Source organism: Endozoicomonas ascidiicola (genome assembly GCF_001646945.1).
Taxonomy (GTDB): Bacteria; Pseudomonadota; Gammaproteobacteria; order Pseudomonadales; family Endozoicomonadaceae; genus Endozoicomonas; species Endozoicomonas ascidiicola.
The window spans coordinates 646,177-668,596 of record NZ_LUTV01000003.1 but is presented as its reverse complement, the minus strand read 5'-3'; the positions used below and the strand labels follow the sequence as shown (position 1 = coordinate 668,596).

Annotated in this window: 19 protein-coding genes; 14 read left to right on the top strand and 5 right to left on the bottom strand. The window is 48.8% G+C overall.

Going from position 1 to position 22,420, the window contains the following annotated elements:
• The first annotated feature begins 9 nt into the window (after window positions 1-9).
• Together AKL11_RS10400 and AKL11_RS10395 are read left to right on the top strand one after the other, a co-directional pair.
• Window positions 10-507 (top strand): GAF domain-containing protein, encoded by a 498-nt coding sequence (locus AKL11_RS10400; protein ID WP_067517075.1) that lies wholly within the window; start codon window positions 10-12, stop codon window positions 505-507.
• A 101-nt stretch (window positions 508-608) separates the two neighbouring features.
• Window positions 609-1,790 (top strand): MFS transporter, encoded by a 1,182-nt coding sequence (locus tag AKL11_RS10395; protein WP_067517073.1) that lies wholly within the window; start codon window positions 609-611, stop codon window positions 1,788-1,790.
• A gap of 34 nt (window positions 1,791-1,824) precedes the next feature.
• Here AKL11_RS10395 and AKL11_RS10390 read toward each other — a convergent pair whose 3' ends face one another.
• A complete protein-coding gene (locus AKL11_RS10390; protein ID WP_067517071.1) occupies window positions 1,825-2,610 on the bottom strand; it encodes an enoyl-CoA hydratase in 786 nt (261 codons plus the stop codon).
• A gap of 144 nt (window positions 2,611-2,754) precedes the next feature.
• Here AKL11_RS10390 and AKL11_RS10385 point away from each other — a divergent pair, with 144 nt between their 5' ends.
• The 6 genes from AKL11_RS10385 (at window position 2,755) to AKL11_RS10360 (ending at window position 8,506) form a co-directional block, all read left to right on the top strand.
• Window positions 2,755-3,750 (top strand): OB-fold domain-containing protein, encoded by a 996-nt coding sequence (locus AKL11_RS10385; protein ID WP_245673314.1) that lies wholly within the window; start codon window positions 2,755-2,757, stop codon window positions 3,748-3,750.
• 3 nt (window positions 3,751-3,753) lie between these two features.
• The gene (locus AKL11_RS10380) at window positions 3,754-4,887 is read left to right on the top strand and encodes an acyl-CoA dehydrogenase family protein (protein ID WP_067517067.1); all 1,134 of its coding nucleotides are present in this window, start codon (window positions 3,754-3,756) and stop codon (window positions 4,885-4,887) included.
• The gene (locus AKL11_RS10375; RefSeq protein ID WP_067517065.1) at window positions 4,859-5,287 is read left to right on the top strand and encodes a MaoC family dehydratase; all 429 of its coding nucleotides are present in this window, start codon (window positions 4,859-4,861) and stop codon (window positions 5,285-5,287) included. Before AKL11_RS10380 ends, AKL11_RS10375 begins: the two co-directional genes overlap by 29 nt.
• 21 nt (window positions 5,288-5,308) lie before the next feature.
• Window positions 5,309-6,484: a lipid-transfer protein gene (locus AKL11_RS10370; RefSeq protein WP_216636787.1), complete on the top strand. Its 1,176-nt coding sequence runs from the start codon at window positions 5,309-5,311 to the stop codon at window positions 6,482-6,484.
• Window positions 6,485-6,494: 10 nt separating this feature from the next.
• Window positions 6,495-7,664 (top strand): acyl-CoA dehydrogenase family protein, encoded by a 1,170-nt coding sequence (locus AKL11_RS10365; protein ID WP_067517062.1) that lies wholly within the window; start codon window positions 6,495-6,497, stop codon window positions 7,662-7,664.
• Between the two features lie 392 nt (window positions 7,665-8,056).
• Window positions 8,057-8,506, top strand: a complete 450-nt coding sequence (locus AKL11_RS10360; protein WP_067517060.1) for a bactofilin family protein — start codon at window positions 8,057-8,059, stop codon at window positions 8,504-8,506.
• A gap of 73 nt (window positions 8,507-8,579) precedes the next feature.
• On the opposite strand, the gene metE is transcribed toward AKL11_RS10360, so the two are convergent.
• Complete coding sequence (gene metE, locus AKL11_RS10355) at window positions 8,580-10,883, bottom strand: 5-methyltetrahydropteroyltriglutamate--homocysteine S-methyltransferase (protein WP_067517058.1); 2,304 nt, start codon at window positions 10,881-10,883, stop codon at window positions 8,580-8,582.
• A gap of 138 nt (window positions 10,884-11,021) precedes the next feature.
• Between metE and AKL11_RS10350 the strand changes: the two genes are divergently transcribed.
• A complete protein-coding gene (locus AKL11_RS10350; RefSeq protein WP_067517056.1) occupies window positions 11,022-11,954 on the top strand; it encodes a LysR family transcriptional regulator in 933 nt (310 codons plus the stop codon).
• A gap of 10 nt (window positions 11,955-11,964) precedes the next feature.
• On the opposite strand, the gene AKL11_RS10345 is transcribed toward AKL11_RS10350, so the two are convergent.
• Window positions 11,965-12,444 (bottom strand): outer membrane beta-barrel protein, encoded by a 480-nt coding sequence (locus tag AKL11_RS10345; RefSeq protein WP_067517054.1) that lies wholly within the window; start codon window positions 12,442-12,444, stop codon window positions 11,965-11,967.
• A gap of 235 nt (window positions 12,445-12,679) precedes the next feature.
• Between AKL11_RS10345 and AKL11_RS10340 the strand changes: the two genes are divergently transcribed.
• Complete coding sequence (locus AKL11_RS10340) at window positions 12,680-14,683, top strand: MutS-related protein (protein WP_067517051.1); 2,004 nt, start codon at window positions 12,680-12,682, stop codon at window positions 14,681-14,683.
• 13 nt (window positions 14,684-14,696) lie between these two features.
• Here AKL11_RS10340 and AKL11_RS10335 read toward each other — a convergent pair whose 3' ends face one another.
• Together AKL11_RS10335 and AKL11_RS10330 are read right to left on the bottom strand one after the other, a co-directional pair.
• Entirely contained in the window at window positions 14,697-16,289 is a 1,593-nt protein-coding gene (locus tag AKL11_RS10335) for an ATP-binding protein (protein ID WP_067517049.1), read from the bottom strand.
• A gap of 38 nt (window positions 16,290-16,327) precedes the next feature.
• A complete protein-coding gene (locus AKL11_RS10330; RefSeq protein WP_067517047.1) occupies window positions 16,328-17,044 on the bottom strand; it encodes a winged helix-turn-helix domain-containing protein in 717 nt (238 codons plus the stop codon).
• An 896-nt stretch (window positions 17,045-17,940) separates the two neighbouring features.
• Here AKL11_RS10330 and nrdA point away from each other — a divergent pair.
• The 4 genes from nrdA to AKL11_RS25640 form a co-directional block, all read left to right on the top strand.
• On the top strand, window positions 17,941-20,211 hold the full coding sequence (gene nrdA, locus AKL11_RS10325) for a class 1a ribonucleoside-diphosphate reductase subunit alpha (protein WP_067517045.1): 2,271 nt from the start codon (window positions 17,941-17,943) through the stop codon (window positions 20,209-20,211).
• A 180-nt stretch (window positions 20,212-20,391) separates the two neighbouring features.
• On the top strand, window positions 20,392-21,522 hold the full coding sequence (gene nrdB / locus AKL11_RS10320; RefSeq protein ID WP_067517043.1) for a class Ia ribonucleoside-diphosphate reductase subunit beta: 1,131 nt from the start codon (window positions 20,392-20,394) through the stop codon (window positions 21,520-21,522).
• Between the two features lie 62 nt (window positions 21,523-21,584).
• Window positions 21,585-21,866, top strand: a complete 282-nt coding sequence (gene yfaE, locus AKL11_RS10315) for a class I ribonucleotide reductase maintenance protein YfaE (protein ID WP_067517041.1) — start codon at window positions 21,585-21,587, stop codon at window positions 21,864-21,866.
• Window positions 21,867-22,045: 179 nt separating this feature from the next.
• The coding region (locus AKL11_RS25640) for a hypothetical protein (RefSeq protein WP_216636786.1) at window positions 22,046-22,420 on the top strand (375 nt) is incomplete at its 3' end.

Below are 22,420 nucleotides of genomic sequence, written 5' to 3'. Positions count from 1 at the left end.
AAATACAGTATGTTTGAAGTGACTGACTACCCAAATGAGAAAGCCGCTTTTTACCGTCTTCTCAACCAACAGGCCACGGCATTGATCTCTGGTGAAGAGGATGCCATTGCCAACCTCGCCAATATTTCCAGCCTGCTCTATCTATCGATGCGGGATGTAAACTGGGTCGGATTCTATATTGTTCGGGGCGAAACCCTGGTCCTTGGACCGTTTCAGGGTAAGCCGGCCTGCACGAGAATTCCTGTTGGCCGAGGTGTCTGTGGAACCGCTGCTGCAGAGAATACAACGCAATTAGTTGATGATGTATTGGCCTTTCCGGGACATATTGCTTGTGATGCCGACAGCCGCAGCGAACTGGTGATTCCTGTCATGATTGATGGTGTTGCAGTTGCCGTTCTCGATATTGACAGCCCAAATGCTTCCCGCTTTGACCTTGAAGATCAAGCAGGTCTGGAGGAGCTGGTATCTCTGATCAACAAAACAGTTAACTTCAAGCAACTTACCTGACGTCTATATCGCATCCCATAGTCCATTTATGGGATGCTCCTTCCTTCACTATCGCTGATTGTTTTCCAGTTAAATCGATTTCTTTCGTCTGGAGAATAATAATGACAATGACGGGACGACCACTGCTGGCATTGATGTTAGCCGCTAGTTTTGCCTCCACCATTGGTGGCTTACCCTTTAACGCATTGCCAATCCTGCTTGGCTCACTGGCAGATACCTTTCAACTCACACCCAGTCAGGCCGGCTTCCTTGGCTCCGCCTGTTTTACTGGCTACCTGACCGGTACTTTTGCTGCGTTTTTCCTGATAAAACACACATCGTTGAAAAAACTGACCATTGTTTCAGCCGTCATCATTGCCACTTTACTGTTTCTGTCTTCTATTGCCGGTTGGCAGTTTCAGATGCTGCTTTGGTCTGTTTTAGGTTTCTTTGCTGGATTGATGACCTGTCTTGGCCTTCACATTATGGGGGAAATGGCCAACAAAGAGCGGGCTCTTGGTTTAAGGCAAGGCGTCGAACTGGGGGTAACGGCACTGGTTCTATTTCTGCTACCCGCTTATGTCACTGCCACCTATGGCTATCAGGGAACTGCTCTGACGCTACTGGCCATCGTATTACTGCTTGGTATCAGTGCATTTGTACTTCCGGAAAAAGTCAGCGCATCTGTCGAACCATTCAGCTTTCGCAAACAACTAAAAATGCCCCCCGTCGTTTGGTTGGCCGTGTTCACTTTCTTTATTTTTGGTGCTGGCAATATTGGTCTCTGGGCATTTCTGGAAAGAATGGGCAATAGCCTTAATCTTGCCCCAAATGAGCAGGGCATTGTCTTTGCTGTGTTGAAATTGTTGGGAGGCGCCGCTGCGTTTTCTGTGGCCATTGTCGGTAATCGCCTCGGTCGATGGTTACCCTACCTGATCGTATTTGCCGTTCTTAATGGCGGCCTTGCATTACTCTGGTACGCCAATGGTTTTCTGCCTTTTGCCATGGGCGCGTGGATCTGGGAAGTGGGCTTTACTTGGGGTTGTGTGTATATGACGGCCATGATCGCTCAACTGGACTCTCAAGGCCGAGCCATCATGCTGATACCTGCGGCCTTTGCATTAAGCTCAATGGTCGGGCCTGCTGTTGCAGGTATGCTGATTGAAACCAGTTTTGTGCCTCTGTTAATGTTTGCGGCACTATCTACAGCATGCGCGATTTTTATCTTTACGACGATTCTGCCTTCAGCCTTAACAAAGGCTCAGGATGATTCCGGAAGCAGTGAACCAGAATTGGTTTCCTGAGACGATAAGAAAGGGAGCTAATCGCTCCTTTTTGTTATTGACCATTAAACTTCGGATGACGTTTTTCCAGAAAAGCGGTCATCCCTTCTTGCTGATCTCTGGAAGCAAACAGCATGGCATTGGCTTTACGCTCCATTGCCAGCGCACTTTCCAATGAGGCATCCATGCCCAACAAGATCACTTCCTTAATTTGTTCAACCGCCAGAGGCGGCATACGGGCAATATTTCTGGCGATACTCAGAGCTTTCTCCTGAACATCCTTATCCGGCACTAATTCACTGACCAAACCAGAAACCCAGGCTTCTTTTGCTGAAATAGGTTTTCCGGTCAATGCCATTTGCATGGCTTTGGCTTTGCCGACAGCTCTTAATAAACGTTGAGTGCCGCCTATTCCCGGCATGATGCCAATACGAACCTCAGGCTGACAGAAACTGGCGCCTTCCCCGGCCACAAGAATATCTGCATGCATTGCCAGTTCACAGCCGCCACCAAAAGCGTAACCACAAATCGCAGCGATCACAGGTTTTGGGCAATGCTGAATGGGAGCCCACAGTCGTTCAGTATGGCGCTGATAGATTTCAATAGGATCTGCATCCATCATGGTGGTGATATCGCCACCGGCGGCAAATACCTCATCTCCACCGGTCAAAATAATACAACGAACCGTGTTATCCACAGCCAGTGCGGTGAATTGTTCAGACAGTTGCTTTTGCAATTCCAAACTCAGCGCATTAGTCGCATCTGGACGGTTAAGCGTCAGTCGGGCAACACCTTCTTCCGGATAATCCAGCAATAATACGTTCTCTTCTGTCTGCGACATGCTCGCACTCCACACCTTTTAAGACTTATGTAAATACTCGTAATAGAGCCTTCGAGCAACATCGTCCATTTAGACGAAGCTATGAGGTTGGCCTGATCATTAGACTGCTTTCCAATGAAAAAAAATAAGAACAGGAGAGATAACTTGGCTAGCGAATGGTTATCCGAATTGAAGGCCATGGTCGGACGGGAATATGGCCGTGTTTATGCATGGGATAAAGTCAACGCGCCCATGGTTCGCCAATGGTGTGAGGTGATGGGGATTGATAACCCACTCTACACCGATGAAGAGTACGCCAAACAGACCGAATTTGACGGCATTGTTGCACCACCGGCGATGCTGCAAGCCTGGTGTCTGGAAGGTTTGCATCAGAACAACTATCCAGAGGGATCGACTGATGAGAATCCTTATGGTGCGCTGAAACTGATTGAAAAGCAGGGTTATCCCGCGGTTGTCGCCGTTAACTCGGAACTGAGTTTTGACCGCTATATCACTATGGGGGAAAAACTGTACTACGTCACAAAGCTGACGGAAGTGGGCGATGAAAAAACCACAGCGCTCGGAACCGGCTTTTTTGTCACGCTGGTGATGACGTTCTTTTCCGAAAACACCTCAGCCGCCAGTGATGATGAAAAGATTGGAGAATTACTGTTCCGGGTATTCAAATTCAAACCACACCAGCAGCCAGAAAAAAACAGCGCACCTGCTGAAGTGCCGGTAATCAAACGACCAAAACCGGGTATCAGCGATGACACCCGTTTCTTCTGGGAGGGCTGCGAAGCTAAAGAGTTACGGATTCAGCACTGCAAAACTTGTGATGAGCTGCAGCATCCACCTGCGCCAGTGTGCATGCACTGCCAATCTTTTGAGTTGGACTATCAAGTTGTTTCCGGCAGTGGAGAGCTCTACTCCTTTGTTGTGATGCACTACCCGGAAGTACCACCATTTGATTACCCCAATCCCATTGGCCTGATTCAGCTGGACGAAGGTGTTCGTGTACCTGCCGGTCTGGTCGGCGTTGATAACAAGAATGACCTTAAAATCGGACAACGGGTGCAGGTAGAGTTCCAGACCTTTGATGAAGAGCTGACTCTGCCCATGTTCCGGATCATCGATAGCAATGCGCAGGCACGGGGTTAATCCATGGATTTCTCACTGAATGATGACCAGCGAGCCATTGCCGATATGGCCACTTCGCTGTTTAGCGACAGCGGTTCTGATGAGGCACTGATTGCCTTTGATGAATCTGGAAAAACGACCATGGATGACCTTTGGCAATCCTGCATCGAAACCGGACTCCACGCCCTTTATCTACCCGAACAATTTGGTGGTAGTGAACTGGGTATGACGGAACTGATGCTTGTTCTGGAAGCTCAAGGCGCGGCGTTAGGTCAGGTTCCCCTGTGGCGCCATCAGATTGCCGCCGCAGCCATTGCCAAATTTGGCAATGAAGCGCTTTACCCTCTGGTGCACAGCGCTGCCTCTGCTGAGCTTTTGTTTACGCTATCTCAAGCGGATCAAACCCGCGCACGTGACGTTACCGTGAAAGCAGACACGACACCCGATGGATATTTGCTGAATGGTCGTGTCGAGGGCTTACCCGAGGGCAATAGCGCCAATATTGCCATTATTTCTATTGAAACGGTTGAGGGCATTCTCCCAGCGATTTTAGACCTTTCTGCTAAAGGCATTCAGAAAGTCGAAGGTGTTTTCACTCAAGGTGAAGGCATTGCAGACCTGGCTCTGGATAACGTGATTATCCCACGCACCCATGCTTTATCCGTAGAAGCAGTGGAATGGCTGGAAGTTCACAGTATTGCTGCACAAGCCTCCATTCAGTTAGGCGTCAGTAGTCAACAAATTAAACGTACTGTTGAGTACATCAACGAGCGAGTTCAGTTTGGTCGCCCTATTGCTCAGTTTCAGGCAGTACAGATGACCATGGCCGACTGCCATATTGCGCTTGAGGCACTTCGCTCCAGCCTATGGCACCTGTGTTACCGACTGGATGCAGGCCTGCCCGCACAGTCAGAAGCATTGGCCGTTGCCTGGCAAGCCTGCGAAGCCGGCCACAGTATCGGGCATAAAGCTCAACACGTTCACGGTGGTTTTGGCGTGGATATTACCTATCCGATTCACCGCTTTCTTTATTGGAGCCGTGCATTGAGTCTTGGCCTGGGCGGCAGCCGGGCTGTTCTGGAGAAGCTGGGGGACTGGCTGGCAATCAACGATAAACTGGGATGGAAGTATGACCTCGATGAAAACACGACAGTTTAATGACGTCAGCCTTGGTGACAGGCTACCAAAAATGGAAGTCCCGATTACCTCCACCCTGATCACTGCTGGCGCTATTGCCACCCGTGATTATTTTCCGGGTCATCTGGACAAGGACGCAGCTCAGGAGTTGGGTTCCCCTCATGTCTTTATGAACATTCTCACCACCAGCGCACTGGTTCAGCGTTTTGTGGAAGACTGGGCTGGCCCAACTGCCCGCTTCAATGACCTCAAGATCAAACTGGGAGCGCCAAATTATCCCGGAGACACCATGGTGCTCAACGGTGAGATATCGGATGTAAGCCCTGAAAAGAATGCGGTGGAAGTGACCCTGAAAGGCAAAAACTCCATGGGAAATCACGTCACGGGCACTGTTTCTGTCGTGCTGCCCAAAAACGATTGAGAGATTAAGAGAATAAAAATAATGGATAAATCACTCAGCGGCCGGGCTGCCATTGCCGGACTCGGCGCCACAGAGTTTTCAAAAAATTCCGGTCGCACGGAGCTTCGACTGGCCATGGAAGCCACTCTGGCGGCATTGCAGGATGCAGGTATTGATCCATCAGAAGTGGATGGCTTCAGCAGTTATTCCGTTGATAAGGTGCCGGAATACGAAATCGCGCGACTGCTGGGCTGCAATAATGTGAAGTTTTTCTCCCAGATTCCTCACGGCGGCGGTGCTGCCTGTGCCCCCATTCTTCATGCTGCCATGGCGGTTGCCACTGGCGTTGCAAAAACGGTTGTCGTTTATCGAGCGATGAATGAACGTTCCTGGTATCGCTTTGGTTCTGGCGATTACGGTTTTGCCAACACACCGACCTTTGAAAATGTGAACTATGGCTGGTACATGCCCCACGGTTTTCATACGCCAGCAGCCTGGGTAGGCATGTTTGCCCAGCGTTATATGCATACCTATGGCGCCACTTCAGAAGACTTTGGTCGTATAGCCGTCGCTGCCCGTGACTTTGCAGCAACTAACCCTGAAGCCTTCTTCTATGAGAAGCCAATTACTTTGGAAGATCATCAGAATTCACGCTGGGTTTGTGAACCACTGCATCTGTTGGATTGCTGTCAGGAGTCCGATGGTGCTGTGGCCATGGTGATCACCAGCGCTGAAAGAGCGAAAGATCTGAAGCAAAAGCCGGTGGTTATAAAAGCGGGTTCTCAGGGCATTGCACAGGGACAGCAGATCATGACCTCATTCTATCGTGACGACATTACCGGCCTGCCAGAAATGGGCGTGGTTGCCAAAGAACTGTATGCACAATCCGGCCTTGGCCCAGATGCATTCCAGACAGCTGTGATATACGACCACTTTACGCCATTCGTATTGACCCAGCTGGAAGAGTTTGGTTTTGCACCACGAGGCGAAGCTCGCAACTATGTAATGGATGGTCATCATGCCCGAGGTGGCACGCTGCCTATTAACACGCATGGTGGTCAGTTGGGTGAAGCTTATATTCACGGGATGAACGGTGTTGCGGAAGCGGTTCGTCAGGTGCGTGGCTCTGCCATCAACCAGGTAGACGACGTAGAAAATGTATTAGTTACTGCCGGCACCGGTGTGCCGACCAGTGGCCTGATTTTAAGCGCAGCCTGAGGAGGTTCGGATGTTTGTTGATCTGACACCGGAACAGCATCAGCTGCGCCGGGAGATACGAGACTATTTTACAGAGCTGATGACGCCGGAGTTGAAGGCATCACTGCGCGGTAAAGAAGGCGGTGATGAGTATCGGAGTGTCATTCGTCAAATGGGTAAAGATGGCTGGCTGGCGGTTGGTTGGCCAAAAGAACATGGCGGTCAGGGTTATCAAGCCACTGAGCAACTGATCTTTTTTGAAGAAGCCAACATTGCCGGCGCACCACTGCCTTTTGTTACCATCAGCACCGTGGGCCCGGCGTTGATGCAGTTTGGTACTGAGCTTCAGAAGGAGAAATTCCTGCCTGGCATTGCCAACGGTGAGCTGATATTTTCCATCGGTTATTCCGAACAAGGCGCAGGCTCTGATCTGGCGACGTTGAAAACTACCGCTACTCTGGATGGCGATCACTTTTATGTCAATGGCAGTAAGTTATGGACCTCAGGTGCTGAAGCCGCGGATTACATCTGGCTCGCCGCCAGAACTGACCCCGACCTTCCACGGCACAAGGGTGTTTCCATACTGATTCTGGATACCAAAGAAGAAGGCTTCTCACAAACCGTAATTCCAACGACGTCTAATCCAACGGCAGCAACCTATTACGACAATGCTCGTATACCAAAGGAGATGTTGGTTGGTGAATTAAATGGCGGTTGGAGGCTGATCACCTCTCAGTTAAATCATGAACGTCTTGGCCTCGGTTCCTGGTCTGATAAAGTCGCTGGACTATTCCGGAAAGTTTATCTATGGGCTCGGTCTGAAGATGAGTTCGGTAAGCGTGCCACTGATAAAGCCTGGGTTCGTTCCGCACTGGCTGAATGCTACGCACGGCTAGAAGCCATGCGGATGATTAACTTCCGTATTGCTGCGGATCTGGAGCAAGGGCGTATGGATATCGCTCTGGCATCATCGACCAAGGTTTATGGTTCTGAGTCAGCCATTGAGATTCTACGCCGGCTGATTGATATTGTTGGCGCCAATGCCATGGTGCGCCAGGGTTCTGCAGCCAGCCTCTTGATGGGTGAATTGGAGTATGAAGTTCGTGCTTCGGTGACTCTGACCTTTGGCGGCGGCACTAATGAGATACAACGTGAACTGATCGCTCAGTTCGGGCTTGGGATGCCAAGACCGATGCGTTGAAAGCTACCTGACATGCAGCTTTATCATGTCAAAACCAGTCATATAAAGCTGCGCTCACTCCTGCTCACCTTCCAGTTTCTGCCTTGCTCTACACGGGAGCTGTACCATTACTTCATCTTGACAGTATGATCGGTCTATTGGTCTTTTCTAAACGAACTGCCAATTTCCCGCAGAGATATCTCGGGCACCGATAAGTTTCATCGCCCCCTAAAGACTCTTCGTCATTATTTGGTGACAACAGCCTTAATAATCACGGTGCTTCCTACCGTTGAACAATCGTTCTCTATACTTTCTGTAGTGACTGAATTTACAAGCTAGTACAGACACGATGATGGCTTTTCTTACCTATAGGCTTATTTCTTTACCTTTCTCATCAATGGAGACGACTGCTTATGTTCAGTCATAACAAAGACACAGATAAAAACAGCAGCAACGGTGCAACCACTCTGATTTCTGCTGAAACCACCATTAATGGAGATATCAGCTTTTCTGGATCGGTGCATATTGAAGGTAATGTGCAGGGTAATATCACCTCAGATAATGGACAATTAACCATTATTAAGACGGCCAATATTGAAGGGGATATCCATGCCCAGAATATGACCATTTATGGCACGGTAAATGGTAATGTCTATGCCGAAGAATATCTTGAACTTATCTCTGGCGCGGTGATTAATGGCAAGGTGTTCTATAACGTGATTGAAGTAGCAAAAGGTGCTCAGGTAAATGGCACCATAGAATACCGCTCCAGCAGTGAAATCAATAAAAACGTTAAATCGGCAGACAATATTGAACACTTGGATTCCAATGTAAAAGAAGTGACTTTCCGGGCTGGGCACTAACCATTACTCAATTAGTGTTACCGCGGCAAAAAGCAGGTCTTCAGAATTTTTTCCCGAAGACCTGCTGTCGCTATTAACTACGAAGAGACTTCGCCGCCTCCACCATATTTTTCAGTGCCGCTTCTACCTCAGGCCAATCTCTGGTTTTCAAACCACAATCTGGATTCACCCAAAGGCGCTCTCTGGGAATCTTTTCTGACGCCCTGCTCATTAACTTTTCGATCCAGGCAATCTCCGGCACATTGGGCGAGTGAATGTCGTAAACACCCGGGCCTATCTCATTTGGATACTCGAATGCCTCAAACGCATCCAGTAATTCCATATCCGAGCGTGAGGTTTCAATGGTGATAACATCGGCATCCATGGCCGCAATGTATTCGATGATGTCATTGAACTCGCTGTAGCACATGTGGGTGTGAATCTGTGTTTCATCCTTCACACCACTGGCGGTGATTCGGAAGCATTTCACTGCCCAGTCGAGATACGCAGGCCAATCTTCTTTCTTTAGAGGCAAACCTTCCCGGATGGCAGGCTCATCAATCTGAATGATATGAATGCCTGCTTTTTCAAGATCGACCACTTCATCTCTCAACGCCAGCGCTAATTGCTGACAAGACTGCTCGCGCTCAACGTCATCCCGTGGAAATGACCAGCACAGAATGGTAACCGGCCCCGTAAGCATGCCTTTCACAGGCAGTGCTGTCTGATCTTGCGCAAAACGACTCCAAGACACCGTCATCGCCTCAGGACGACTGATGTCACCAATAATAATGGGGGGTTTTACACAACGACTGCCGTAACTCTGCACCCAGCCATTGGCGGTGAACGCAAAGCCGTCCAGCTGTTCACCAAAATATTCAACCATGTCATTACGTTCTGCTTCACCATGCACCAGAACATCCAGCCCCAACTGTTCCTGTTTTTCCAGCGTGACTTTAATTTCACTCTGCATGGCAGCGATGTAGGTTGGTTCATCCAACTCGCCTTTGCGGTATTTCAATCGCTGCTGACGAATTTCTTTGGTTTGTGGAAACGAACCAATAGTCGTGGTTGGAAACAACGGTAACCCCAGTTTTTCCTGTTGCTGTTTCGCACGCACCGCAAAAGCGGACTCACGCTGATCAACCTGACTATCGTTTTTGATCGCTGCTACACGCTGCTGAACCTGTTTATTATGAACACGGGCAGAAGCCGCTTTGGATTGCACCGCTGCCCTGGATTCGGTAAACGCGCTCAGCACCAACGCATCTTTGGCAGCATCGCCACCACTGAGGGCTTTACCGAGCACCGCCACTTCTTGACACTTTTGCCTGGCAAACGCTAACCAGGGTTTCAGCTCTTGATCGAGGCCTTTGCCATGCTTCAATGTTTCACTTTCCAAGTCTACTGGCGTATGGAGCAAAGAGCAGCTGGGTGCTACCCATAGACGATCACCGAGTCGTTCAGAAGCAGCAGACAACTGCTGTTGTATTTTCTGCAGATCGGCGCGCCAGACGTTTCGACCATTCACGACACCAGCAGACAGTATTTTGTAAGCTGGCAGGCGATCCAACAGCGCAGGCAGTTGTTCCGGGTTTCTGACCAAATCAACATGCAGCCCTGCCACCGGCAAATTCACAACGGTTGTCGTTGAACCATTTAAGCCACCAAAATAAGTAGCCAATAACACTTTCACATTATTGCTCTGTAGCTGGTTATAGGCAGATTCAAAAGCCTGATGCCATTCCTGAGGCAAATCCAGCACCAGAATAGGCTCATCAATCTGCACCCATTCCACATTCAGCTCAGCTAACTCATTAAGCACCTGACCATAAACTGCCAGCACACTGTCCAATAATTCCAAACGATCAAACGGTTCCCCTTTGACCTTTGATAGCCATAGCCACGTCAGTGGACCCACCAGTACTGGCTTGGGATTAAAACCCTGCTCCAGAGCTTCACGGGTTTCATCCAGCAATGCACGATTCGCCAGATGGAACTGCTGACCTTTGGTGAGTTCCGGCACAATATAGTGGTAGTTGGTATCAAACCACTTGGTCATTTCACAGGCAGCGGCCGGTTCGCCACTGGGAGCCCGGCCTCGCGCCATGCGGAACAGTGTGTCGATATCCGATGGTGCTGCAGGGGTAAAACGCTCGGGAATCGCCCCAAGCATTAATGAGTGATTGAGCACCTGGTCATACCAGGCAAAATCACCGGTAGGGACAAAATCGAGCCCGGCGTCTTTCTGCACCTGCCAGTGCAATGAACGCAGACGAGCACCTTCGGCCAGTAACTGTTCCTGAGACATATCACCACGCCAATAGCTCTCCTGAACTTTTTTCAATTCGCGGTGGGCGCCGATTCTGGGAAAACCCAGATTATGGGTGGTGGTCATGTTGTGTCTCCCGACAGAGGTTATTGTTTGGGTTGAGAGTGACAACAAGTCTGGGGAATGATCAAAAATGAATCAATCTCATAATATTAATGATATAGTTGAATAAATTTAATAATAAAATGCGCTGTACGTTTCGATATGAGTATTCAAAACCTTGGGCTTGAACTTCGGCACCTGAAAACCCTGAAAGCCATTCAACAAACCGGCAGCTTGGTAGAAGCCTCCAGTCGTCTGCACCTAACGCAGTCAGCACTGTCTCATCAGCTGAAAGATCTGGAACACCGGATTGGCATGGAAGTGTTTGTCCGAAAAACCCGTCCTCCCCGCTTCACCACTGCCGGGCTAAAATTGCTGGAGCTGGCGGATGAAGTGCTGCCCATGTTCAAAGCGGTGGAACAGAATCTGCTCAAGCTGGCGGGTGGGAAGTCTGGTCGGTTGCACATTGCCATTGAGTGTCACAGTTGTTATCAGTGGTTAATGCCCACGATTGATGAGTACCGTAAGCACTGGCCAGAAGTGGAGATGGATTTTTCCACTGCGTTTAATTTTGCGCCATTGCCTGCGTTGTCACGCGGGGAGCTGGACCTGGTAGTTACTTCAGATCCAACACCCATTGATGGCATCGATTATCTGCCCTTGTTTCGCTACGAAATGTTATTGGCTCTCGCCCGAAATCATCCTTTAGCCGGTCAGGCGTTTGCCAACCCTGAAGATCTGAATAATGAAGTTCTGATTACTTATCCGGTAGAACAGGAGCGTCTGGCTGTTTTCTATGATTTTCTGGACCCTGCCCAAGTGGAACCCGCTTCCATACGAACAGCAGAACTCACATTAATGATGCTGCAACTGGTTGCCAGCCAGCGGGGTGTTTCCGCCTTACCTTGCTGGGCGCTGGCGGAGTATCTCGATAAAGGACAGGTGCATGCGCTGCCGCTTGGTGAGAAAGGAGTTTGGTCAACACTGTATGCTGCCGTGAGAACGGAGCAGAAAGAACAACCTTATATGGACAGTTTTATTAACTCTGCGCGAGAAACCTGTTTTACGACACTGAATGGCATTAAACCGGCTTGAGCCGGTTTAATTAGTAATGATGGACAAACTGTAATGAGGCACCATCAATAGACAATTCATTGTCGTCTATATGTTTCATATAATTCAAGCTTACCGATGTTTTATCAGAAACCTGGTAAGACACCCCTGCACCATAAGATGTATCAGATTCACTGATCTGTTCATCATCATCAGTACCTTTTACTTGGGTATAACCAAAAAGAGCATAAGGGTAAAACCGTCCAATAACACGCCCTAGCTTTCCATAAACCCCATATAATAGATCTATGTCTTTATTTGAGTCACTATCAGTGCCAATTCCAGCTCGAGCTTCTATCACGAGGTAATCCTTAATAGGAGTACCACCAATGACACTTATAGTACCAATATCTCGAGACTCACTTTGATAATCAACATCGAGCTCGGCATATTCCATGCCTACATAGAAATCAGCGTTTACAAACTGTGAAACCAGATATAGCGATGCTGTAATAATGCATTTATTCATCATGAAGAATCCTTTCTTCGTAAACAGAAAAACACCTTTATTAAAAACTTTACTACAAGAGCACTAAACATATACATAGGTTATTTTTAATAGAAAGAATGAAATATTTCAATTATTCAACTATAGGTTATTTTCAAAAACTCAAAGTACCTGAGTTATTTAACAACAATCTGTATCGTACTCAATGTTTTTTATTACACCTCTATTTTTCCATTTTTTGAAAAAAGACAGATTGTTTATGATTGTCAGTTTTTTTTCAATCATATTGTTTCAGAGTCATCTCGCCTTTGCCGGCCAATCTGACAACATCTATCAGTTAATTCACGATGAGTTATCTCAGTTGCACTCCGTTGATAATTATCAAAATGCTATCAATTCCCGGCACCAAAAGCAGGAGTTACCGGATATTCTGTTAGCGCCCGGCGAAAAACGCAGCATCTTACTGCAAGCGTTTGCTAAATTTTCCGACAGTGCCACGCCCGTCCTCTCTGCACAGACCGTAAAAGACCTTCATATTCTAAGTGGCACCCGGCAACATCCTGCAGAAAGCCTCCTCAGTAAAATTGGCACCACCCTGACAATCTCCGGTGAAATTATGCTGGCTAAGTTATTGATCTCGCCAATTGCGGATATTCGCGTTCTCGATCAGCGACAGCAGGCCATTAAATATCTGATTAACCACCCCAATGTGTTTCGCCGATTTGAAGAACTGCTCATACGTTACGCCATTGATGAAGATGGGTTGATTGCACTGTTCGATCCCTACGATGCCGTCAATAGCCCAACCTTTGGTGAGATTGACCGCAGAACTCATCTGCCCGGCCTTAGCGGCAGCGGTACCCAGGAAGAGATTGCCCGGCGCTTGAATGACGCCTTTCATATCGGTACCGCACTGAACGCGCCCCTGGGGCTGTTGGGTTCAACTCTGGTGGGTACCTTTACCATCAAAAATGGCATTATCAACGGCCTATTGAACTCCACTGTTCATCTGCCTTCCCATATGATGAAGGTACTGTCCGATATTCAACTGAAATTCAGCGACCTTTCCAGCCCTATTAAAATTTTCAGTGCTGGCAGTTTTGTCGTACTTCAGGCGGTTGCTCTCTACAAGTCTTATTACCGTTTTCGCGAACACATGCGAGCCTATCGTTTTATTGTCGAACGTTCCCGGCGGGCTGGAAGAGCATTAGAAAGTGCGGTTGAAATGGAACAGTTGCTGGAGAAACACCCACCAGTGCAAATGGCATTGGGCACCGGAAAAGGCTTCCTCAAACTTCACAACTCCACTTCCATGGTGGAAATCATGTCATTATTGAAAGATGCCCCAGAAAGCATCCCCACATTTCTGGATTATGTGAGCTCCAATATGGGGCGCTATAAGCGCGGTTTGACGTTATTAAAACGCAACCATTTATCATTAAGCCGGGTCATGGAGTCGGTGGGTGAACTGGGCGCATGGATTACAGCAGCCAATCACCTCCGTTTGTCATTGGACTGGCGACCAAATCGATTAATTTTTCCACACTACCTTTCTCCGCCAAGCCAGCCACAAGTCAGTATGGAAAAACTCTGGAACCCATTACTGCCTTCATTTTCAGCCGTGGCCAACCACTTCGCCAGTGGCAACAATAACCCCATAAGCACTGTTATTACGGGCCCTAATGCCGCCGGGAAATCCACCATGGTCAAAGGCATTGGCTTAAACATCGTGCTCGCCCAAACACTGGCCGTGGCTGCAGCAGAGCATATGGATTTCACTCCTTTCAGCTTGATCCACACCCACCTGGTTAATGAACCCGAAGTCATTACCGGGGTATCCAGCTTCAGTGCAGAATCAAAAAAAATTATTGAATTGTTGAATACACTGAAATCGCTGCCAGCAAATCAATACAGTGTCGTTTTTTTTGATGAATTATTTTCGAATACCAACCCGGAAGAAGGCGAGACTGCTGCACTGGGGCTAATCGAAGCAATGGCCATGAACCCGAGCAATCTGAGTATTACATCGACACATTATCCCCGAATAGCAACACTGGAAAGCCAATCTCCGGGGAAACATCAGAACTTCCACTTCAATGCGGTAGTGAACCCAGATGGATCGTTAAGCTATGACTATCGACTATGGCCAGGCGCTTCAACACAAAACGTTGCTTTGGATATTCTCAGAGAGGAAGGCATTGACAGTGACTTTCTCAACATTATTCAGGGTATGATTCAGGGTATGAATCGTCACCCTGAATAATGTGGAGCAAGCATCAGTGACGCTGCTTTCTGGGCCAAACCAAGCTAAACCGGGCACCACCCAGTGCGCTGTGACTGATCAACGCTCTGCCTCCATGCCAGTACATGATTCTGCGAACAATGGAGAGCCCCAAACCATAACCACCGGACTTACGAGTGCGGCTGTCGTCCAGACGTGAAAAAGCAGAAAATACCCTTTCCCACTGTTCTTCTGGAATCCCCGGCCCATCATCATCCACATCAATACGACAGGTATCTTGTGTTGAGGAGAAACGTACCTGAACTTTACTGTCGGCATAACGACAGGCATTACCCACCAGATTCTGAACGGCTCTGTGGATATAACGACGATCAATCTCAACAAAACGACGAGGGTTTAATACGTTACAGGGAATATGATCCAACTCGATCCGATTCTGAAGACGAAGATGTTCTCCCACCACCTGAGCCACGACTTTATCCACATCATGCCGTTTCAAGCTCAAAGTCGGTGCGCTTTGCTCCAAATTGGCGTAGGTCAGAAATTCGTCTACCAGATGATCCAGTTCTTCAATATCCTGATCCATTCCTTCCAGCTGGGTTTCCCGCTGTTGTTGCGTTTCTGCATCTGCAATCAAGTCGAGACCAAAGCGCAAACGGGCAACAGGTGTTCTCAACTCATGGGAAACACCGCGAATCATCTCTTTCTGTAAATCCAACAGCCGCTGAATATGATCCGCCATGGCATTAAACGCCATAGACAAACGACCAATGGAATCGGCTCCTTCCATATTGACCCGAACATCAAAGTCACCTCGGCTGAAGCGAGTGGCGGCGCGCTCCAGTTTTCTCAGACGCGTCTCCATCCCCCGCACCAATATATAAATGGCCAGACTGATTGAGAGCAAAACAAAAAGCCCGATCGTCAGAATTAATTTGAACGGATACAAATTCAGCAAGCGAATCGGTCCCAGCTTCAATACCTGATCACTGTCGCTCATTTGTGCATATAACTGCAGCGTTTCATCCCGGATGCTCAATACGGTCACGACGCCGCCTTGCTGGAGCTGATTCTGTTGCAGTGGTGTCAATTGCAGACTGGCAGGAGATTCCGCCAAAATCACCGGAATACCCAATGATTCGGGCGATTGTTGCGCCAGTATGGCGGATCGCTGCTGTGGAGAGTATTCCTGTAACAGGTGACGAAGGAAGATCATCGTGCCGCTGGCCATCTGTTCAGAGATTTCTGGCACGATGCCCTGTAGCAACCATTTATCATCAATCTGGGAAGTAATGATGGCCGATGTTTCATTCAACATCCTGACATCCACATCACCACGGATGAGTTGTTTGGTGGTGTCTTCGTCGAAACCGGCCTGATCCATGGGCACCATGGAGAACGGAATCGACAACTTATGCCCCCAATCCCGCAGCCATTTCTGGCGTTCATCACCGGGTAAAGATGACAACACGTCTGACACCAGCCGAAAGGTGCCACTGGCCATATCTTCGCGATATTCCACCAGCCGCACACTGTTCACAATCGTCACCACAATGCCGGACAACACCGACACCAGAACCAGAGAAAATAACAGGCCGCCATAAATGCGGAGAAAAATACTACTCATATTCGCTGGTCATGGTCGCTGATCATAATAGGTAGGCGTTATTCACTTTTGACAAACAGATACCCTTTACTGCGCACGGTTTTGATTAACCGTGGATGCATCGGGTCATCCCCGATCTTAGGTCGAATTCGGGACACTCGAACGTCGATGGAGCGATCCTGACCGTCGTATTCAATACCGCGGAGCTGAGCAAAGATTTCTTCACGACTCAGCACCCGGCCGGCGTTGGAGCAAAGCAGCCAGAGCAAATCAAACTCGGCACTGGTCAGATCAATGCTTTCATCGTTCAACCAGGCTTCCCGTTGTGCATTATCCACCACTAGATTACCGAACCGGATGCTTTTCGGGGCTTCCGTCTCTTCTTCTAATGGCGCTGCGCTGCGTCTCAACAAGGCACGAATCCGCGCCAGTAATACTCTTGGGCGCACGGGCTTGGCCACGTAATCGTCAGCGCCCATCTCCAGCCCCAGCACTTCGTCCAGATCGTCGGTTCTGGCAGTCAGCATCAGAATCTGGCCATGGTATTGGCTGCGCACCCGACGGCAGATAGACACACCGTCTTCACCCGGCAGCATCAAATCCAGCACCACCAGATCCGGACGCTCGCTGAGAATCCGTTCCACGGCCTTGCCGCCATCACCTTCTACCGTTACCTGAAGGCCATTATTTTCAAGATATTCACGGGTCAGTGTTGCCAGACGCTCATCGTCCTCAACAATCAGGATGCGACCCGTTTCAGCATTATCCAAAGCCATGTTATACACCCCAACACAAAATGAGGGTACCGCAAAAGCCCATACTTCTCGTTCCCATGCTCCGCGTGGGAATGCATACCTCTTAATTTTCAAAGAGATATATGTATAGGTTCCCACGCAATACCCAAAGGGCATAAAAGCGTGGGAACCAGGGCTTTTGCTACAACCTCAAAATACGTTTTACCGTGGGCAGCCATTGCCCACTTTGTTCAAATGATTGGTTTTCCGAATGCTGATGTTACACTACCGGCGCTCTTACGTCCTACCCTGAGCTTGTAACAAACCGTACACTCATGCGGCACGTCTTTCAGCTCTTTTTGAAAGCGCTAAAATCCCTCAGAAAAACATTTTTATTTTTTCTCACCTGGATTCTTTTGCTTGCAAATTCTTTACTTTGTCTGTCTAAGCCACTCGGCAGTTAGCAAATACCAACCATAGGTATTACCCACAATTTATCCACAGCATCTCCCCAGCTTTGTCTGCTTGAAATTCTTTATAGGGCGCATTATCTTGTGTATGAAAACAATGACTACACAACATATTGTGTTTTTCGTTTTCTGCCGATACAAGTCATTAGGAATCAATCAGTTCAACGGAACGAACTGATTTTCCGGGATCAGCGCAGTGAATAGCATGAACAGGGAGTAGACATTGTTAACAGGGACGTGTGCTCACAATGGGTTTCTTCAGTGTTCGGGAGGCGCTGGCATCGTTGCCAGCACTCTGACGTCACGTATTTATGGAACTGTGGCGATCTGGCTCAACAGATCCCCCGGCATTACCCCCGGATACACGCTCCACTCAGGCCAGGGCTTAAGCCCTCTGCCGCAAACAGCAGCGGGCGACTCAGAGCAGCTAACCTATTGTTTTGAATAGATTTTACAGGTAATCACTGAATGAACAAAAACCTTCTGGTCACTAAACGCCGCAGCGACAAGGAACCGCTGGATCTGGAAAAGATCCACAAAGTCATCACCTGGGCTGCAGAAGGTCTGGACAATGTATCGGTGTCCGAAGTCGAGCTAAAGTCCCATATTCAGTTTTACGATGGCATCAAAACCACCGATATCCATGAAACACTGATCAAATCCGCTGCCGACCTGATTTCAGCCCAGGCACCGGATTACCAATATCTCGCTGCTCGTCTGGCCATTTTCCACCTGCGCAAAAAAGCCTTCGGCCAGTTTGAACCGCCCCGGTTGTTCAACCATGTGGTCAAACTGGTAGAAATGAAGAAGTACGACCAACACCTGCTGACCGACTACACCGAAGCAGAGTTCGATCAGATGGAAAGCTTCATCGATCACGGTCGTGACATGAACTTCAGCTACGCCGCCGTCAAGCAGCTGGAAGGTAAGTATCTGGTACAAAACCGGGTGACTGGCGAATATTACGAAAGCCCTCAGATTCTTTATATGCTGATCGGTGCTTGCCTGTTTGCTGGCTATCCGAAAGATACCCGTCTGGACTTTATCGAGCGCTTCTATAATGCCGTGTCCACTTTCCGGTTATCGCTGCCAACTCCGATCATGGCCGGCGTGCGCACACCAACCCGTCAGTTCAGCTCCTGTGTATTGATTGAATGTGGCGACTCTCTGGACTCCATTAACGCGACATCCAGCGCTATTGTGAAATACGTCAGTCAGCGTGCAGGCATCGGCATTAATGCCGGTAATATCCGTGCACTGGGCAGCCCGATCCGGGGCGGTGAAGCCTTCCACACCGGCTGTATTCCTTTTTATAAACATTTCCAGACCGCCGTAAAATCCTGTTCACAAGGTGGGGTTCGTGGTGGTGCAGCCACGCTGTTTTACCCAATCTGGCATCTGGAAGTGGAAAACCTGCTGGTACTGAAAAACAACCGGGGCGTTGATGACAACCGGGTGCGTCACTTAGATTACGGTGTGCAGTTTAACAAACTGATGTATCAGCGTTTGATCGAAGGTGGCAACATCACACTCTTTTCTCCAAGCGATGTACCCGGCCTTTACGATGCTTTCTTCGCGGATCAAGAGAAGTTTGAAAAGCTCTATGTTCAATACGAACAAGACCCATCAGTGCGTAAAACCACACTGAAAGCCATTGAACTGTTCTCGCTATTTGCTTCCGAGCGCGCCAGCACCGGACGCATCTATCTGCAAAACGTGGATCACTGCAATACCCACAGCCCATTTGATCCGGCTGTGGCACCGGTACGCCAGAGCAATCTCTGTCTGGAAATCGCCCTGCCGACCAAACCACTGACTCATATTCACGACGAAGAAGGTGAAATCGCCCTCTGTACGCTGGCAGCATTTAACCTTGGCGCACTGAAAGATCTCAACGAACTGGAAGAGCTGTCCGAACTCATCGTTCGTGCTCTGGACAGCTTACTGGATTATCAGGACTACCCGGTTGCTGCCGCCTATAACTCCACCATGGGCCGTCGTCCATTGGGTGTGGGTGTGATTAACTTTGCCAACTACTTGGCCAAAAACGGGGTGCGCTATTCCGATGGTTCTGCCAATGGCCTGACTCACCGCACCTTTGAAGCCGTTCAGTATTACCTGCTGAAAGCCTCCAACAAGCTGGCCAGAGAACAAGGTACGTGCACCAAGTTCCATGAGACTACCTACGCTAAAGGCGTTCTCCCGATCGATACCTATAAAAAAGATTTGGATGCCGTTTGCGATCAGTCGCTGCAGCTGGATTGGGAATCCCTGCGGGAAAACATCAAGGCTCACGGTCTGCGCAACTCGACACTGACGGCGCTCATGCCATCAGAAACGTCTTCGCAGATCAGCAACGCCACTAATGGTATTGAACCGCCTCGGGGCTTTGTCAGCGTGAAAGCCAGTAAAGATGGCATCCTGAAACAAGTCGTACCGGATTTCGCCGAGCTACAAGGTCAGTACGAACTGCTTTGGAGCATGCCGAGCAACGACGGTTACTTGCAGTTGGTAGCCATTATGCAGAAGTTTGTGGACCAGACCATTTCCGCCAACACGAACTACGATCCGAACCTGTTTGAAGGTGGTAAAGTGCCCATGAAATTACTGCTGAAGGATTTGCTGACCGCGTATAAACTGGGCGTTAAAACACTGTACTACCACAACACCCGGGACGGCGCTTCCGATACTCAGGAAGACATGGATGACGATTGTGCTGGTGGCGCCTGTAAAATCTAAGTGCCAGCAAGATGTAAATAAGAAAGAAAACTGTCGTGCAGCGCTCCCGCTCACGGCAGCCCCGGGAAAGAGGGAGCACTATCAAAGCCGGTAGCGCAAATGCTTATAGATAACAAACGTCGTACGCTGCATCCTTACCGGCTTCGTCCACGGAAAACATGATTCAGGGCTAATCAGACAATGACATACACCACCTTTAACCAGGAACAGTTTAACGCCACTAAGGAGCCCATGTTCTTTGGTCACCATGTCAATGTATCCCGTTACGATGTCCAGAAATACGCGGTATTTGAAAAACTGATTGAAAAACAACTGTCGTTTTTCTGGCGCCCCGAAGAAGTGGATTTATCCACCGATCGCCGAGACTTCGCGGCATTACCTGATCACGAAAAGCACATTTTCCTCAGTAACCTGAAATATCAGACGCTGCTGGATTCCGTGCAGGGTCGCTCGCCCAACGTGGCACTGCTACCTATCGTCTCCTTGCCAGAACTGGAAACCTGGATCGAAACCTGGGCGTTCAGTGAAACCATTCACTCACGCTCGTACACCCATATCATTCGCAATATTGTCAACGAACCCTCCGTCATCTTTGATGATATTGTCACCAATGAAGCCATCACCAAACGTGCTCGTGATATTACCCGATACTACGATGCGCTGATCGAGGGGGTTAGCCTTTATCATCGCCTAGGCGAAGGGCAGCACACGATTAATGGTGAAACCGTTAACGTAAGCCTGCGTGATCTGAAGCGGAAACTGTACCTGACCATCGTATCGGTGAACGTACTGGAAGCCATCCGCTTCTATGTCAGCTTTGCCTGCAGCTTTGCTTTTGCCGAACGTTCCACCATGGAAGGCAATGCCAAAATCATCAAACTGATCGCCCGGGATGAAGCCCTGCACCTGAACGGCACCCAGCATATGCTGCACCTGATGGCGGACGGTAAAGACGACCCGGAAATGGCAGAGGTGGCCAGAGAGTTAAAAGACCAGGCTCGTCAAATCTTTATCGATGCCGCTGAGCAAGAAAAAGACTGGGCCGACTACTTGTTCCGTGACGGCTCCATGATTGGTTTGAACCGGGATATTCTCGGTCAATATGTCGAGTACATTACCAACCAGCGTATGGTATCCGCCGGGTTTGAACCCGCCTTTGCCACAAAACAGAACCCGCTGCCCTGGATGAACAGCTGGCTGAACAGCGACAATGTTCAGGTAGCACCACAGGAAGTAGAAGTCAGTTCCTACCTTGTGGGGCAGATCGACAACGAAGTGCAGTCCGAAGACTTCAGTAATTTCTCGCTGTAAGCCATTCATGACGTTCAGGGTGCCCTGTTGAGAACAGTACCCTGAACACAACAGGTAACGTCATGGCGCACATCATTAAAATTCTGGAAGGCTTCAGCTTTATTCCCCGCAAAGAACAAACGGTTCTGGAAGCGCTGGAACATCAGCAGGTGGAAATAGACTTCCAGTGTCGTGAAGGATTTTGTGGTAGCTGTCAGGCCACCCTGATTGACGGGGAGGTGTCATACACCACCGAACCTATTGCCTTTATCCCGGAAGGTAAAATTCTCACTTGCTGCTGCAAACCAGAGAGTGATTTAAGCATTGAATTAGCCGGAGGCTGTCGAATGAAAAAGGATGGTTAGAAGCAATAATGATATTTTCAGAAAAGAATGACAATCATTGAAAATAGATTGTCATTTAATAAAACTCAACAACCAGTCTCTTCCAATATGAAATGAGCCTGAACGGAGCCCTTGTTTCCAAAATGAAATGAGCCTGTGATTTCTGATCTTTCGTCCAAAATTACTGGATGAAAATCATAATGGACACACGGCTCATCAAATCGCTCCAGCAGGTGGAGGAGCTGCTTCAGGCTACACCGCAGATACAGCCTGGTTGGAAGTCAAAAGACGAGTGCTATCAATGGATTGCAGGCACTCTCAAACACTTTCGATACCGCACTCTGAGCAAGCCTGAGAAAGGGCTGATCAAACGCTATCTGATCGTCGCTTCAGGCTATTCCAGGGCGCAAATAACCCGGCTAATTAAAGAATACCTGAATCTGGGGCTTCTCAAGCGCAAACAACGGACAACGAAGGGGYTTGAGACAAAGTATTCCAAGGCTGACATTCGCCTTCTTGCCGAGACTGACCGACTTCATAATGGCCTGAATGGGCCTGCAATAAAGAAGATCTGT